The 15630-nt window shown below is 47.5% G+C and carries 10 protein-coding genes and 2 tRNA genes; 2 read left to right on the forward strand and 10 right to left on the reverse strand.

Annotated elements, in window-relative coordinates:
* Nucleotides 1-411: 411 nt before the first annotated feature.
* The 6 genes from GU926_RS00600 to GU926_RS00625 form a co-directional block, all read right to left on the reverse strand.
* Nucleotides 412-1908, reverse strand: a complete 1497-nt coding sequence (locus GU926_RS00600) for a T9SS type A sorting domain-containing protein (protein ID WP_160688019.1) — start codon at nucleotides 1906-1908, stop codon at nucleotides 412-414.
* Between the two features lie 951 nt (nucleotides 1909-2859).
* A complete protein-coding gene (locus tag GU926_RS00605) occupies nucleotides 2860-4233 on the reverse strand; it encodes an MBL fold metallo-hydrolase RNA specificity domain-containing protein (RefSeq protein ID WP_160688021.1) in 1374 nt (457 codons plus the stop codon).
* 10 nt (nucleotides 4234-4243) lie between these two features.
* On the reverse strand, nucleotides 4244-5107 hold the full coding sequence (locus tag GU926_RS00610) for a restriction endonuclease (protein ID WP_160688023.1): 864 nt from the start codon (nucleotides 5105-5107) through the stop codon (nucleotides 4244-4246).
* 8 nt (nucleotides 5108-5115) lie between these two features.
* Nucleotides 5116-7824, reverse strand: a complete 2709-nt coding sequence (locus GU926_RS00615; protein ID WP_160688025.1) for a cation-translocating P-type ATPase — start codon at nucleotides 7822-7824, stop codon at nucleotides 5116-5118.
* Between the two features lie 250 nt (nucleotides 7825-8074).
* On the reverse strand, nucleotides 8075-8491 hold the full coding sequence (locus GU926_RS00620) for a hypothetical protein (protein ID WP_160688027.1): 417 nt from the start codon (nucleotides 8489-8491) through the stop codon (nucleotides 8075-8077).
* Nucleotides 8492-8778: 287 nt separating this feature from the next.
* Nucleotides 8779-9537, reverse strand: a complete 759-nt coding sequence (locus GU926_RS00625) for a VIT1/CCC1 transporter family protein (RefSeq protein WP_160688029.1) — start codon at nucleotides 9535-9537, stop codon at nucleotides 8779-8781.
* A 496-nt stretch (nucleotides 9538-10033) separates the two neighbouring features.
* Between GU926_RS00625 and GU926_RS00630 the strand changes: the two genes are divergently transcribed.
* Complete coding sequence (locus GU926_RS00630; protein ID WP_160688031.1) at nucleotides 10034-10894, forward strand: universal stress protein; 861 nt, start codon at nucleotides 10034-10036, stop codon at nucleotides 10892-10894.
* A 523-nt stretch (nucleotides 10895-11417) separates the two neighbouring features.
* Here GU926_RS00630 and GU926_RS00635 read toward each other — a convergent pair.
* The 3 genes from GU926_RS00635 to GU926_RS00645 all read right to left on the reverse strand — a co-directional run bounded on the left by GU926_RS00635 (nucleotide 11418) and on the right by GU926_RS00645 (nucleotide 13831).
* Nucleotides 11418-11492, reverse strand: a tRNA-Glu gene (locus GU926_RS00635).
* Between the two features lie 278 nt (nucleotides 11493-11770).
* Nucleotides 11771-12706, reverse strand: coding sequence for a DUF808 domain-containing protein (locus GU926_RS00640; RefSeq protein WP_160688033.1), 936 nt, complete (start codon nucleotides 12704-12706; stop codon nucleotides 11771-11773).
* Between the two features lie 312 nt (nucleotides 12707-13018).
* Nucleotides 13019-13831, reverse strand: a complete 813-nt coding sequence (locus tag GU926_RS00645) for a hypothetical protein (RefSeq protein WP_160688035.1) — start codon at nucleotides 13829-13831, stop codon at nucleotides 13019-13021.
* Between the two features lie 549 nt (nucleotides 13832-14380).
* On the opposite strand from GU926_RS00645, the gene ypfJ reads away from it, so the two are divergent.
* A complete protein-coding gene (gene ypfJ, locus GU926_RS00650) occupies nucleotides 14381-15280 on the forward strand; it encodes a KPN_02809 family neutral zinc metallopeptidase (RefSeq protein ID WP_160688037.1) in 900 nt (299 codons plus the stop codon).
* Nucleotides 15281-15464: 184 nt separating this feature from the next.
* Here the strand turns inward: ypfJ and GU926_RS00655 are convergent.
* Nucleotides 15465-15536: transfer RNA gene (locus GU926_RS00655), tRNA-Glu, on the reverse strand.
* Between the last annotated feature and the right edge of the window lie 94 nt (nucleotides 15537-15630).

A 15630-nucleotide genomic window follows, 5' to 3' on the forward strand; every position in this document is an offset into this window, starting at 1 on the left:
AATGAAAAGGGTATGCCCTCTCCATAATCAACGGTTAGGTGGCAATGCCTTTAAGGTAAATAATTGTTATCAACCTTATCTCTGCCGGTGATTGTGACGGTGCCCGAATACTTACTAGCATGTGGGTGATGTTGGCAAGCATGCTAAACACCTAATTGTTACTTCAGGCTATTATCAATATAGACTCTCAGTTGATGCCGTGGAGGAAGAATAAAGTTAGTTTTCTCTCCTTAATGAACGCCAATGGGTATTCAGAACTGGAGGCTACCGTAAATTCATGGTAAAGTCAGATTGAGTAAAGCATAAAAAGAGGCGTCTCTTTGAAAAGACGCCTCTTTTAAGGTGTTCATGGTAAATTCTATTTCCTCACAAAGTATACCCAATAACGGGAATCGCTTTTTAGAGAAGTACCTAATGTATGGAATGTACCATTCTGGTGGTTACGGTGCCAGACTCTGTGGTCAATCTTATGAAATACAGACCGGGAGAAAGGCTAGCTCCATCAATTGGAAGGGTTATCTCTGTTCCTTTGGTTGCCCGGCCGTTTCCTAAAGGTCTAATTTTAACTCCTCTGCTGTCATATAGGCTGGCAGCGTAGTGAGAGTTTTGCAGAAGCGAGAACCTAAGGGTGGCGGTGGAGGAGAAAGGATTTGGAAATGCCTGGAGACCGGTTAAGTGCGTATTCTTTCCTGAGTTCCAGTCTAAATTTCCGGTCACTACAGACGCAGGATCGGTTACCAATACACCCGCTGCCTTCCAATCAGTTGTGCTCACATCAGTGGCAATGATGACTGATTCTGTGCCGTGGTTGGCTTTGGTGCTGCTGGCGTAGTTGTACATTCCCTTGAGCAGGGTGTTGGCAGGACCAAAAGAGATAGTACCAATTGCCGACTCTTTATACAAGATGTCTCCGCCGCTCTCATGCGAGGTATACACCACTCTGATTCTGCCTATGGTTTCATTGAGAAGCACAATGGGCCGAGTGCCCTCCAATTCTGTGACTTGATAGGGACTGTCCCAGGTTCCGTTCGGACGGCGCACTAACAAGGCTAGCTTGTCATACCCAGGAGTGTCATATCCGGTCTTCACGGCGCAGTACAGGGTGCCATCACTGGCCACTGCCATGTTGATGTGATCATCCGCGAAGCCAGCACCTACGTGCTGGGCATACTGAGAAGCGGGTAACTCATCCTCAGACCAGGTAGTAGGACTTGCCCCGGTAATGTGCGTTTTCATACCGAACGATTCTGTTCTCTGGTTACTCCAGAAGACCGCTATTTTGTTTTGCGTGGGCAACGCGATAATGCCGCAGATGTCATCTTCGGCTATGCGGGAAGCAACCACTATGGGATCGCTCCAAGTGCTGTATGGACTGTCACTCCAGCGTACGTTCATTTCGCCGGGGGTGTCATAGGCAATCCACATCCTTCCGGCGTTGTCAATGTCCAGCGTGGCTGTTTCGCCGCCCTGGCCTAAGGTGAAGGCGGCTCTGGCGGTCCGCTGGCTCCAGAGTTTGTAATTTGAGGCAGCGGCATCATATTCCAGAGAATAAAGATAGGATTCATTGTCGCCTCTGTATAAAAGTACATGGACTACCTCTCCCACCACCTTGCAGTCTACCCGTGCCAGGGCACCCGCAGAAACGGTCAGCATTTTGGACCAGGTGGTGCCGTCCAATTTCCAGAGAAAGGTGCCTTCCTCGTTGGCCAAGATTGTCCAGAACTTGCCCGCATGGGACCATATTTTAGATTGAGGCTTGTCGGCCGTGTTGGTAGATATTGGCAAAGGAGTCAGGCTGGTCACCGATTTGTATTCCCCATCACCTAAGGGGAGTGTGGTAATTTGGGCGACTGCCTTAAAACCAATAAGCACTGAAAGTACTAAAATAAAAAGTAGATTTTTCTTCATTCCACATGCGTTGAGTAGTCAAACACCGGTCTCGCTTCCATCTGCTGGTGCAAAGTCCTTCGGGTGGAGGCTATGGCACACAGTAATCAGGTGGACGCCTTTTCACAATTCCATGAAGCCGTACGCAAGCAGATTTGCAAGCCATAGGCGCTGTAGGGCGGTAACTGGTAATAAGAAGGTGGTAAGCAGAATAAAGGGTACTGAGAACAGAGGGTATTCTCACTTTCGTGCAAGGAGTATACGTGTTGTAAGCCAGCCGGTTTAATTTAGAAGAGCTCCATTTTCCTTACACTTGTGGGGTAATGTAGGCAGCTGTCTGTCAGATTTACGGCTGGGTTACTTTAAGTGTGAGCTGGTAAAAGTGGGGAAAAGTAGGTTTGCTGATTTTCTGCCATCTACACGTTTTGGAACCCAATTGTCTTGGGTAACTTTTCATGGGAGTCTTGTAACCGCTTAAGAAATCAAACCACTATAAGATATGGGGATTCCCGAATGAGATACATAGGATGAAGTTAGGACTTTAATAGGAGAGTGCAGCGAAAGCATAGATATTACAAAGCGCTTAGAAAGATTTAAACCCGCTCAAACATCAGCTCAAGCGGGTTTTGAAAGTTAGTTTGCCTTCTAGGGAATTGAAATTTAGAACCTTATCTCCAGAATTTTAGGCACTTTGAAAGTCCATTGGAATGAGAAGCGGCCTTCCTGTAAGAGAGTCGCCATTTGATGAACCTTGTAAACAAACCTTAATCAGGGCGCTGTAAGGGGTAATGTTTGGTTCCAATTAAAACAATGGACAGTAAAACCCTTTAGCAAGAAGAATCCTTAGTTGTAAAATTATACTGTCTACGCTAAGAATGAACAATCAAAGGTCATTAGGCAACGTCAACTATTAACGTGAATGAGAGCAATCATCCGCCTTTTAGGAGGAGCAGTTTCTCTATAATTTTATTGCTACAGGGAGATTTCTATTGTTTGGTTTCTGGTAGGAATGACACAATCCCAACCCAAAGTTTCCTTTAGTTTTTTCTGAAATGCCAGTGTGGCGGTTGGTTCTCCATGTACCAGAAAAACCTGGTCGGGTGTCTCTTTTAACTCACTTAGCCAGTCTATCAGTTCTGCTTGGTCTGCATGCCCAGAGAGGCCTTCCAAGGAGAAAACCTCGGCACGTACAGGGTAGTGGTTGCCGTAGATTTTAATCTCTTTGGCGCCTTCTTCCAATTGCCGGCCCCGGGTGCCTTCTGCCTGGTACCCCGTCAAGAGAATGGTGGTAGCCGGGTCCTCGGCGTATTTTGTGAGATAGGTAAGAATACGCCCGCCGGTGACCATGCCGCTGCCAGCAATAACAATCTTGGGCTCTTTTTTGTCAATGATTTCCCAGGTTTCGCGGTAAGAGGTGACAATCCTGAAATCCTCACACATTTGCAGGCAGTCTTCTGGAGATAACTTGTGCCAGGGCTGGGCCTGGTAGAAAACCTTTAACACATCTGCCCCCATGGGCGTGTCTAGAATAATAGGCACGCGGTCTATTTTATTTTCTTTTTTAAGCTGCCAAAGCAGGTGCATTAAGGATTGCGCCCGCTCTACGGCAAAGCTGGGAATGAGCAAGGTGCCTTTTTTTTGCAGGGTGTGACGTACAAGGTCAGCCAACCGTTGTTTGGTGTATTCTTTTGGGTGCAGGCGGTCTCCGTAGGTGCTTTCCAGTAGTAGTATATCAGACTTTTCAGGTTTTTGAGGAGGATGTAACAATAGGTCATTGGGTCTGCCAATGTCACCGGAAAAGACAATGCGCTTGCCGGCTACCTCCAATTCAATGAAGGTGGCACCCAGTAGGTGCCCATTGTACCTGAACCGGCACTGCACGTTGTCGGCTAGGGGAATCCAATGATCCAAAGGTTTCATCCGGAACCACTTTAGCGTCTTCTCTACGTCTTTTAAATCATAGAAGGCCAAGGCAGGATGGTGCTTGGAGTAACCGTTCTCATTGGCCTGCTTGGCTTCCTCCTCCTGTATTTTGGCAGTGTCTTTTAAGATGATGGTGGCAATGTCAAGAGTAGGGTCTGTGCCCCAAATTTCTCCTCTAAATCCCCGTTTCACTAGCCTGGGCAAGTAGCCAGTATGGTCAAGATGGGCGTGGGTGAGCAACACCAGGTCAATTTCTTCTGGAGGGAAGGCAGGTGGTTCCCAGTTTAGCAGTCTTAGCTCCTTTAACCCTTGAAAAAGGCCACAGTCAATTAAAATGTTCTTGCCAGGTACCCTAAGCAGGTACTTGGACCCGGTAACGGTGCCGGCGGCCCCTAGAAATTGAAGAGAGATGGCAGTTTCCATGGTGTTGGTTTTATTTGTTAACGAGGGTTGTGTGCTGTAGGCTAAAAGCCTCTAGCATGATGCGTTTCAGCCTTTCCGGGCCAATTCCTAAGTCTTCCAGAATGCCCGGGTTATCGCATAGTTCGCGGCTGAGCACCAGTTTTTCTTCTAGCAGGCGTTGTTTCTCTGCGTGGGTAAGCGTGGTGAGGCTGGTAAGCGGATGGATGCCGCTGTGTTCCACCAGCTCCTTGAGGCCCTTCCCGTTTGGGTAGTTCCAGCCAAGCAGATGGAGTCCGGCACAGCGCCCGTACGTAATGGCGTCTTGTGAGAAGCGGGTGTTGGTGACAATCCAGCCTTGGTAAAACATCTTTTTGTTGCCAGCCTTCTTTAGAAGTTCAGCTTCCACGTCTTTGAACCTAGAATTGATGTACAGCGGAATTTTTACATTACATTGGTAGCTAGGCAGGTTATGGAATTTGCATTCAATGAAAAACTGCTGGTTTCCCTTGGTGGCGATCACATCAATTTCATGGGTAACGCAATGGCCTCTCATAATCTGGCTCACCACCACGTCAAATCCCTGGTAACGCATTAAGGCGCCTACAAACCGCTCAAAGGCGAAGCCGGTGGGCCCCAACTCCATGATAGCCGATTTAAGTTTGTAGCGGGCCGCCAAAGCACCGGGCTTTGTTTTAAGAAGTGAGAACGCTTTCTTGTAAATTCTTTTGGTGGACATGCCCGGGTAAAGTTCGCTCTCTACCTGACTTATGATGTCTTCAATAACCGCCTCGCTGGCACCGGCCCCGTGGAGGGACTTCTTTAACTTTTGGTACGAGAAGGGCGCTGTCTCTCCAGAGGACTTTGTGATGAAAATTTCTGATCTGGGTGTAGCCATTGGGTAATCTACAAAATAATGTGGAGCTTTCTTACCAGATAAATAAGGAAGAAGGAAAGCAGACTGAACCCTCCCATGACGGCCACTTGCGGTAGGCTGACGGGCAGCAGAGCCAAGGCCTGCGCTACTGTAGGTACCAGGTAAACAGCCCCTAAAACCGCGAAGCACAGTAGGAGTGCATACCAGATGTAAGCGTTGGTGAATACTTCATTTTTAAAGAAGTTGCCTTTGGTGTTGCCCATATTAAAGACATGCCACAGCTGGCATAAAATTAAAGTGAGAAACAGGATATTGTTAGCGTACCCTTCTGCTGGAATTTGGCCCCGGCCCACCAACCACAGACTTAAGAACACCGCCCCCAGCACGCAGCCCGCAATAACCACGGCATACACCACCAAAGCCACCCAATGTGAATTTTGAAGGATAGGCTCGCCAAGGGCACGAGGTTGTTGTTGCATGATAGCCGGGTGGCCGGGGCTGGCACCCAAGGCAAGGGCCGGCAGCACGTCTGTAATCAGATTGATGAATAGAATCTGGATGGGGAGCAGCTGAAAAGACCAGCCCAGCAGGGAAACAAGCGTGACCACCAGAAGCTCGCTTAAATTGCAGGAGAGCATGAAAACCACAAACTTTCTGATGTTGTCAAAGATTATGCGCCCTTGCCACAAAGCCACTACAATGGACGGGAAGGCGTCATCCTGTAAAATCATATCTGCTGCCTCCTGTGCTACTTGCGTGCCCCGTATCCCCATGGCGATGCCTATGTCTGCCTTTTTGAGGGCGGGGGCGTCATTGACACCGTCACCGGTCATGCCCACCACCAGCTGGTTTTCCTGCAAAAGGGATACAAGATCCAATTTCTGTTTGGGGCTTACCCGGGCAAAGATGGAGGCGCTAAGCCAGTCTTTTTTCTGCCAGTCGGTTAGCCGGGCGTAGTCTGGCATTTGAGCGCCTAACACTACTTGTACCGCTTGGCCTGGTGCCACAATCCCTACGCGCCCGGCAATATTGCGGGCAGTGGCTGGATGGTCTCCTGTAATCATTTTCACTGAAATACCAGCAGACCGGCACTCCTCTAGCGCTTGCTTTACATCCTCGCGCGGCGGATCCAGAAGACCTGCTAAGCCTAGAAATACCAGATTCTCCATAAAAAGGTCTTTGGTATTGGAGGTTTCCTTATACGCGAAGGCCAGAATTTTCAACCCCTCATTGGCTACCTGCTCTTCTTTTTCTTGCCAGCTTTCACGGTCTGAGGAGGTGAGCAAAACTAGTTGCCCGTCTAGTAATTGGTAGGTGCATCGGGCCAGCAACTCCTCCAGGGCCCCCTTCGCATAGATAATTCCCTTGCCCTCTTGTTGGTGTAGCGTGCCCATGATTTTTGTTTCTGAGGTGAAGGATTCTTCCGCTACCTTGGGGAAGGTTCTTCTCAGGCTGTCCGCATCCTGACCAGCAGCATAAACCAGTTTCAAGAGGCCAACTTCTACGGGGTCTCCAATTTCCTTTTCCTCTCCGTTGAGGATATGGTAGCTAGCGGTATTGCACAGGGCGCAACAATGCAACAGATGTTGAAAATTAAGGCTGTTTTGCAGTTGGTTTGGGCTAGACAAGAACTGAAGGCTAGCGTGCAGCGCGTCTACTTTCACAGTGGCCTGCGCACCGGGCATCAGTATGGAATCTACTTCAATTTTATTTTTGGTAAGGGTGCCTGTTTTGTCTGTGCAGATTACATTGGTGCCGCCCAGCGTCTCCACCGCCGACAGCTTCTTGACAATGACGTTGTGCCTGGTCATTCTAAGCATTCCCTGCGCCAGGGCCAAGGTCACCACAATGCTTAAGCCTTCTGGGATGGCGGCCACGGCCAAGGCAATGGCTGTGGCGAGGCTCTCCATCCAAGGGCGGTCTTGCAGGAGGCCAGCTACCATCACAAGAACGCACAAGGCCAGGGTGATTTTTATGAGTTTGTGGCTGAAGGTTTCCAGCTTCTTTTCCAGCGGGGTGGCGGCCTGCTCAGCTTGCTGGACCATGCTGGCAATCTGGCCCAACTCAGTTTGCATGCCGGTGCCGGTCACTAGCGCGCGGGCGTTGCCTTTGGTGACAAAGCTACCTTTATACGCCATGTTGCTTCTTTCTGCCAGAGGTTGCTCTGCCGGCAGATTTGCTGGTTGTTTGGGCGTGGGCAGAGACTCGCCCGTCAACGCAGACTCATTGACCTCTAACTGTACGCAAAGGAAAAGGCGCGCGTCGGCTGAGACCATGTCACCCGCCTCCAGAAACAGGATATCGCCGGGTACCAGATGCTCTGAGGATATTTCCTGCAACCGACCGCTGCGCATTACTTTGGCTGGCACCAATGCCATTTTGCGCAAGGATTCCATGGACTTTTCTGCGTTGTATTCCATGAAGAAGCCAATGGCCGCGTTGATTACTGTGACAATGAGAATGGCCGACCCGTCCAGCCATTCCCCTAGGAAAAAGGACAGCGCCGCCGCCGCCAGTGACAGGTAGGTGATAGGGCTGGTAAATTGGTGGAGAATAAGGAGGAGGACGCTTTTGGGTTTCTGGCTTTTTACCTGGTTGATGCCCCATTTTTGTTGGCGGTCTGCAATTTCCTCTGACCGCAACCCTGTCTCCAAATCGGTTGCCAAGGATTGCACTAACTGTTCTACGGACACCGCATGCGGAAGAGAAAGGTCCGACTCTGCAACTTGGTCCTTCATTGGGTTTGTTTCTCCATAAGTGCCGTCAAAGCGTTGTAACTCATTCATTTCAGAAGCCTTCCATTTTACCGGGGCCAGAGTAGGCTGGCAAGGGCAGAAGCATGAATCTTTTCAGGTTGTTCTATTGCCCTTTTTTCTGATCATCGGAGTTTGTACTTTTTCTTTGTCTTCGTTTTTGGCCTATTTCCCAGAAAAGTGGCCAAAAACGGGGATTTTACATCGGCTTGCCGGCGGTATTTCTATCCAGGGCTTACATGTATTTCTCCGCTAAATGGTACAGACTAAGCCTGAACTGTTTAAAGTCTGCCTCAAAGGCTCTTATCTGATTTTGAAAACCTTGGTGGACCTCTCGGTAGTGCTCTTCTTCTATCTGAGCCCGGTTCTGGATTAAGTGCATCAAGTAACGCTCGTGGTCTCTAAGGTCATGGCGGTACTGGTCTAAGAGTTCTCCCTTAAAGTAAAGGAGAAGGCTCTGAAAATGATCTATCCGCTTTTTGTCTTCCAAGTCATGTACCCGAATGTTTACCTGCTCTAATAGTTTCTGGAAGAAGGAAATCTCTGTTTTCCAGAAGGCTATGTCCTGGAGCCAGCCAACGCTTTCTTGGTGCAGGTCCTGCAGGCCTATGGATAATAGTAAATGACCGGAAGTGGAAGTGAGTGTATCCATGGTTTTTGAATGAAGTAGTGGAGGAAAGTCATGACCGTTAAGGAAACTCAATACGCAAGCCAGGGAAGGGAAGAAAGAATTAGATGGCCCTAAGCGGAGGCCTTTCTTTAACTGAACAAGAAGCAGAAAACCGTTTTTCGGCTCTTTTATGGAAATTAGCCTAAAAACAGACTGGCGCGCACACCAATTCAACAGGGGTAGGCCCGGAGAGCGGACGTAGTGTAGGTAACCCTAATGAGTATCCACCTAAACGTATCTTACTGTATACTAGTGGAAGAAAAAAAGGGTTAAATGCCTTTGAGTAGAACCCCCACCAGATAGGATACGCAGGCGGCGGCGCTGCCCAACAGCATCGTCTCCATGCCCGAGGTGTACCAAGGCTTGCTTATAAACCGGCTTTTGAGCGCGCCTATGCTAAAGAAGGCAATCCCGGTACAGGTACTGCTCCACCAGAATGGATTGTCAATGCCTGGCAGCGACCTGTAATTCCAGAGGTAAGGGGCAATGGGTATGATGCCCACCAGCAGAAATGCGGTAAAAGTAGCCAAGGCAGCCTTCCATTCAGAGACCGGAGAAAGGCTGAGGCCGTGCTCTTCTTGTAACATGGTGTGCGCCCAAATGCGCTTGTCTGAAGTAATGGTGCGGACCACCTGTTCCAGCAGGTCTCCTGTGAAGCCCTTCTTGGCGTATATCTGGCGTATCTCCTCCTGCTCCCCAGCTGGGTCGTTCTCAATCTCCTGTTGTTCCTCCAGCAGGGTTTTCTCTAATTGTTGCTTTTCTGTTCTGGTGCCCAAGTAATTGCTGACCGCCATACTGAATCCGTCTGCCAGCAGGTTGGCCATGCCCAGAATAATAACCACTTGCGGCGCCAGGTTTGCGCCCGCCACCCCAGACACTACGGCAAAAGTGGTTACGGCCCCGTCCACCGCCCCATAGATAAAGTCTTTCAGGTAGCTGTGGTTCTCCATCTGGCTCAGCCTGAATCTAACCTGTTCTGGGGTGTGTGATTTTTCCTGGTGTTGTTGCCTTTGGAAAAGTGAAAGCATAAACTAAATATGGGTAAAAAGACCAAAATGAGCGGCTGGGCAAGCTAGGCAGGAGAGCAAAGCGTCAAAGAAGGGCGTACATTGCTATAACGCGTAGGCAGGATTTCTTGTTAGTACTTTTATAAAAGTATCTAACTCTAATGTTTACAAGCAATTGATGTAAGGCTTGACTTGGCAGGTTTCGTTAGGCCTTATACAAAGGAATCCTTGTGATCAAAAGGCCTTGCACTTCTTGGGTTCAATACTTTGCTGAGGGTGTCTGGTTTATGCTCAATATTAGAAAGGGAAATGTGGGGTGTATTGGAGCGGTATTTAAAATTCTGCGTAAAGAATACACAAGGGCGCTATGGCCCTGTTCGCTTGCCAGTTCTTTCTTGACCCTTGTCGGCTCTGCCTCTGGTTGCTCCTTCTTCTTTTCTTGGGTGGTTTTAACCATACTCTCATTGATGTAGGCTTCATGGATTGATAAAGTGCTCAGCCTCTTTCAAAGAAAATTATGGAGCCTATAGTTTGTGGTACTGATTTTACCGAAAGCTCAATCAATGCGGCGTTTTATGCCAATGAACTGGCGCATTGGCTAGACGCCAAACTGGTGCTTTTCCATGCCACTAAAAGCGCAGGCTTCCCCATGTTGGTGCCAGAACAAAATGGCGGAGATAACGGGCAGGAGATGAGCCCTGGCACAGAAGAGATAAGAATGAAGCTGCTGGATGATTTGCTTCATAGTCTTCAGAATAAAGACTGGGCGAAATCAATTCCCTATGAAAAAAGGCTACAGAAAGCTTCTTTAACAGACATGGCCCAAGCCTTGGTGCAGGAAGTACGGGCCGGACTCCTGGTGCTGGGCAATGAAGGCGCTCAAAACCTTCAAGAGGTTCTTTACTATACTACTGCCGCCAACGTTATTAGGGCTTCTCCCTGCCCCATACTCATTGTGCCTCCCAAAGTCACGTTTCAGCCACTTCATAAAATAGTTTTCGCCATAGATCTAGGAGACAAGCCCTTGCTGGATACGGAGTTCTTAACCACGCTGGCTTCCCTTTTTAAAGCAGAGATTATATTTCTATATGTGTTGCCCAATCTGGTAGAGGAAGGATTGGAAAGTTTAAAATCAAGTTTTGTTGCTGAAACAAAAAGCCTCCTTTATAAGAACGTCTCCTTTCATATTGAATTCAACCCGCGCATTGAAGAGGGTATAAGCCAGTATTGTCGCAGAAAGCGGGCAAATCTTCTGGTGATGGTCTCCCAACTGAATGACTACACCCACCATCTCATAGATGAATTTTACCACCAAGACCAATCCTTCCATACCTACCTGCCTATTCTCCTTCTCCCAGACCATAGAAAGCTGGATTGAGGCCCGTCAGAATACACCCTGTCTTTATATTTTTTAGTGTCCGGTTATGAAATAGTATGTTCTTCCTTTCTCAGAAATAACCTTAAATCAACTGCTCCAAGTGGGAAGTAAAAAACTCCTTAACCAGCAACTTAAGTAGCCAGGAAAGAAAAATGAAACGCTCGAAGGGAGGTACGCCAACGGTGAGATTGAGCGGGGATTTATGTAAAGTTCAACGAGAGGCTGAGTGCGGATAGGCGGAAAATTGAGAAAATCCAGGGGCCTTATCGAACCAAGGTATTCTGCTTGATAAGTGAGTTGAAAATGATAATAAGAGTCTCATCCATATAGGGCAATCTAGACATGTTAAATCTGAAAAGGTTGCAAATGCTGGTGTTCCCGGAAGGAGTGCAGTATAACCGTGAAAAGAAGTTTTATCGAACCAATATGGTTAATTCCTTTGCCAACCTTACAAATGTGATTTTGAGAGAACTGGCAGAAAAAGAAAAAGGGGAAAAGCTGGATATTTCCTGCTTTTCCCCTCTGGTAGTCCGTAGGGGAATCGAACCCCTGTTACCAGAATGAAAATCTGGTGTCCTAACCCCTAGACGAACGGACCATCTGTCGGTTTTGATGGTGCAAATATAGCGGGCTGGTTTTGATTTGCAAAAGGGGCTGGAGAAAAAAATGATAAAAATTAAGGGCTTCCGCAGGTTAGGAGCAAGGTATGCATTCCCTTTGATGGGTAAGTGAAAGCAAGCCAGGCAGTTGTTGCAACACAGACTCATTGGAAATATTTGACATATTATTTACAAAAAGCCCCACCTGATAGGTCAGGTGGGGCTCAAAAGACTGGTTTTTATTTTGAAGCCTTCTTCCATCGCTCAGAATCAAACACTATGCTTTTTCTTTTTTGCCAGATGGAAGCATTTTGCGCACCAAGGTCACAATTTTATCAATCAGAAAACCTAGGATAATTCCGGCCAATGCAGAAATAAGTACCTTGATAAACCACTGAAGAGCAGGAATCTCAGGCAGAGAGTGGAGGAAGTTTTCCAGGAGGTGGTGCAAGAAAGGTATGCCATGAATAACAATCTCGGCGCCCACCCAGAGCATGGCAGCTGTCCCTACGTACGCTAAGACCTTCAAAAAAGTAGGCATGCCTTTCACCAGGCCTCTTCCGAACTTCTGGACAGCTGGATGAAATTTTTCTTTGGCCATGTGCACACCCATGTCATCTGCCTTTACAATAAGGCCCACAAACCCATAGACCGCCACGGTAATAAAAATGCCTACCGCCAGCATGACAATGATTTGGTTCATCAAAGGGGTGTCTGCCACGGTAGAGTAGGTGATGGCTACAATTTCAGACGAAAGAATCAAGTCGGTTCTGACGGCCCCATCTACGCGTTCCTTTTCTAATTCTTCAGGGGTGATGGTAGTCGCATTGTCAGCATCCTCTTCCTGATCTGAATGTGTGCTGAACATGGAATGTACTTTCTCATAGCCTTCATAACACAAAAAACAGCCGCCTAACATCAGGATAGGAGTAATGGCCCACGGTGCGAAGAACCCTAAGAGCAGGGCCGCCGGACTAATGAATAGAAGCTTATTGATTAGGGATTTTTTAGCGATCTGGTAAATGATGGCTAACTCTCTGGACGGGTCCAGGCCCACTACATATTTAGGCGTAACGGCAGTATCATCAATCACAATTCCAGAAACCTTACCGGTGGTTTTAGCCACTTGCGCCGGTACGTCATCTAAACTGGCGGCACTTACTTTTACAAGCGCCGCTACATCATCTAATAAGGCAAGAAGACCTGAAGCCATTTGTATATCCTCTGTTGGGTTGGGTTAAAATTTATTAGAGCATCCACATTTTAAAGAAAAGTAGTAAATGAGTCTGCCCAGGTGCCAGCTGTGCCCAGCCGGAAAGTAATATTACGACATTTTAACTTTTCGTTTGAGGTAGGCGAGGCTATCAGGCAAAGAAATGTCTGAAAATAATGAGAACTAAAAAGTATGCCATCCTCCGTTTTTGGGCTGTTTTCCAGAAAACAGCCCAAAAACGGAGGCGAAGCAATGGGCTTGAAGGTAAGCTTTAGAAGGGCCTATTACTTTTTATCTACCGGAGTTAAAACCTTAGACTTGATGAAGCACGCCCTCAGAGCTTCTGCCATTTTTAAAGAAGGCAAAGCCTGCGGCAAGTACTACCAGAGCCAGGGAAACCCAGGCCGCCGTGATTATTCCCTGGCTTTCTGGCGCATCCAGGGTCTGATGCTTAAGTACTATACCATAAAGCGCCCAAATTCCTACCAAGCCTATGATTGAGTTGCTTCTGCTGATGACCACATACATGACGATGAAGGAGGCCGCACCAATCATAACAACAGTCCAGAGCCCGGCACTTACTCCAAAGCCATCCCATCCCAGTCCTACCAAGGCAGAGCTTATGTTTGCTACCGTGGCAATTATAATCCACCCGAAATAAAGGCTCAGCGGCACTTGGGTAAACCATTTAGAAGCCGTAGATCTGTTCCTGCTGTAAATGCCTAATCGTACATGAATGGCCAGCAAGGTGATTAGTTGGATTACAATGAGAACAACGGAAACCAACAACCATTCCTGCACCCAGGCAATGGTCCAAAAGCCCGTGGCCAGGTTATTTAGCATGAACAGGTAGCCTATGCGTAGCAGGTCTTGGTTGGCTTCATGGTCCTGTGGTGCTTTGTAGGCCTTCACTAAATGATAGATGCAAAATGCCAGCAAGGCCAAATAAATCAAGCCCCAGATAGAGAACGTTAAGCCGGCGGGTGTAAACAGGGCCGGGTATTTATCTGAGACATCGCCAATGGTCTGGTTATTGAAGAGTTTGAATTGGGTGAGCTGGGACGGCACTAAATGCAGCAGGAAGAACAGGAAATTCAGGACGGCCAAGGCCTTTATATTTTTCATAGTAAGGGGAAAAGAAGTAGCTAAACAAGTAGTGTACGCTGGCAAGCAGCTCAAGGTGTTAAACCTGTATGTGCCCTCATTGTTATTTTCCTATGAATCCATATAGGAATGACCTTATCGGTGTAGCAAGATTCAATTAGTTCTAATGATTAGGGATTCTACTACAATTAATAGATTGGCTGCCTAAATTCTGATGTAATATCGAGTGAGTTGATAGTGCCACAGATATATGCTCTAGTCATCCCAGGATGGTTCACAAAAACGATAAAAGTAAAATGCATAGTCTTAGAGGGAATGCTTACTAAATCATAATACAGCAGCCGCATTCCTGAGTTTTTAATAGATGAATAGTGGCCATTATCAGCAAATCAGCTTTAAATCAAACAGCCACCCATATGTCAATCATAGCTCCATTATATAGTCTTTGAAAAATGCTGCATCTAATGCGAGGTGCCTACCGTTATAGTGGGCAAGAAGGGTTAGGTAATACCCTTGCTAAATATGGCATTATTCCAGTAGACCTTCAATCACCTTTTTAAATACATTCTTATGAAATGGCAAGGCAGAAGAAAAAGCAGCAACGTAGAAGATCTTAGAGGACAAACAGGAGGTGGTTTAGGCGGTGGAAGGGGCATTAGTCCCATGTTGATTTTGCCCCTCATCCGGATGCTTTTCTCGAAGGCAGGATTGGTAATAGTGGCCATCTTGGCGCTGGTTTTCTTTTTAACAGGCACTAATCCTCTAGACCTACTTCAGAGGTTTGTAGGCGGTGATCCGCAATATGCCCAGACCTCTTCCGGGCAGGTAAGCCAGGAGGAGCAAGCACTGGCAGACCAGACTACCACCGTACTAGCTGATACCGAGGACGTTTGGAACAAGCTCCTTCAAGGATATAGGGAGCCAACGCTGGTGCTATTTTCAGACCAGGTAAGCTCAGCGTGTGGGACTACTTCTTCCGCCTCTGGACCGTTCTATTGTCCCGGAGATGAAAAACTATACATAGACCTAAGCTTTTTTGAAGAGATGGATAACAAGCTAGGTGCCGAGGGAGACTTTGCCCAGGCCTATGTAGTGGGCCATGAAGTGGGGCACCATGTGCAGAAACTAACGGGCACCATGGATCAGGTAAATGCCATGCGAGGCAAACTATCTGATACTGAGTTCAACAAGCTCATGGTCATGGTGGAGCTTCAGGCTGATTTTTATGCCGGTGTCTGGGCGCACCATACCCAACGATCTACCGGATTCATGGAGCCTGGTGACTTGGAAGAAGCCCTAAATGCAGCTAGCGCTATTGGCGACGACCGCCTCCAGAAACGATCCACCGGAAGGGTTGTACCAGACTCCTTTACCCACGGTACCTCTGCCCAACGTGTAAGATGGTTTAAAAAGGGTTTTGAGACCGGTGATGTGGCACAAGGAGATACCTTTAACGCTGCAGTTTTATAATCCACCACCATTTACTTAGAATTGGCCCAGTTATAAAGGGGAGGTGAAATAGTGGAATTAGCTATGCGCTAGGTGAACAAGGTCTTATTAATAAGGAAATCCAAATATGCCAAACGGCTATAGGACCCAGAATAAAAATAAAGGCCTGTAAGATTTTTTCTTACAGGCCTTTATGATTTTCAAGTAGTCCGTAGGGGAATCGAACCCCTGTTACCAGAATGAAAATCTGGTGTCCTAACCCCTAGACGAACGGACCATCTGTCGGTTTTGATGGTGCAAATATAGCGGGACGGTTTTGATTTGCAAAAGGTGACCACAAAAAAAAGTGCCTAAAATGGTAAGCCTCTCAA

It is taken from the genome of Nibribacter ruber, assembly GCF_009913235.1.
In the GTDB taxonomy this organism is placed as follows: domain Bacteria; phylum Bacteroidota; class Bacteroidia; order Cytophagales; family Hymenobacteraceae; genus Nibribacter; species Nibribacter ruber.